Annotated in this window: 1 pseudogene; it reads left to right on the top strand. The window is 65.0% G+C overall.

The annotated features are described in order from the left end of the window. Positions 1–154 (top strand): annotated as a pseudogene (locus tag EN852_RS42970) (chromate transporter); the annotation flags it as partial. Between the last annotated feature and the right edge of the window lie 149 nt (positions 155–303).

Genomic DNA, 303 nt, shown 5'->3' with positions numbered 1-303 from the left:
CTGGGGCGTCGAGGTTCCGGTCCTGTCCTCGCTCGACTGGCGCGCCGCGCTGCTGTCGGCGGCGGCGATGGTTGCCATATTCAGGCTGAAGGCGGGCATGCTGCCGACGCTGGCCGGATCGGCGCTGGCGGGGCTTGCGCTGCAGGTGCTGTGAGGCCGCTCAACAAACCGATCACGCCAGGCTTGAACAAAAAAAGCTGGTTGCCGGGAATAAACAGCTCAGTCCGCTGGTCTCCAGGGCATGCGCCACGTGCGCAACAGCAGGAGACCACCATGACGCGGCATGAAAGTACGAGCGTGAGG

Source organism: Mesorhizobium sp. M2E.F.Ca.ET.209.01.1.1 (genome assembly GCF_004010375.2).
Taxonomy (GTDB): domain Bacteria; phylum Pseudomonadota; class Alphaproteobacteria; order Rhizobiales; family Rhizobiaceae; genus Mesorhizobium.
Note: the sequence above shows the minus strand (reverse complement) of the source record. Positions and strands in the feature narration are given on the sequence as shown.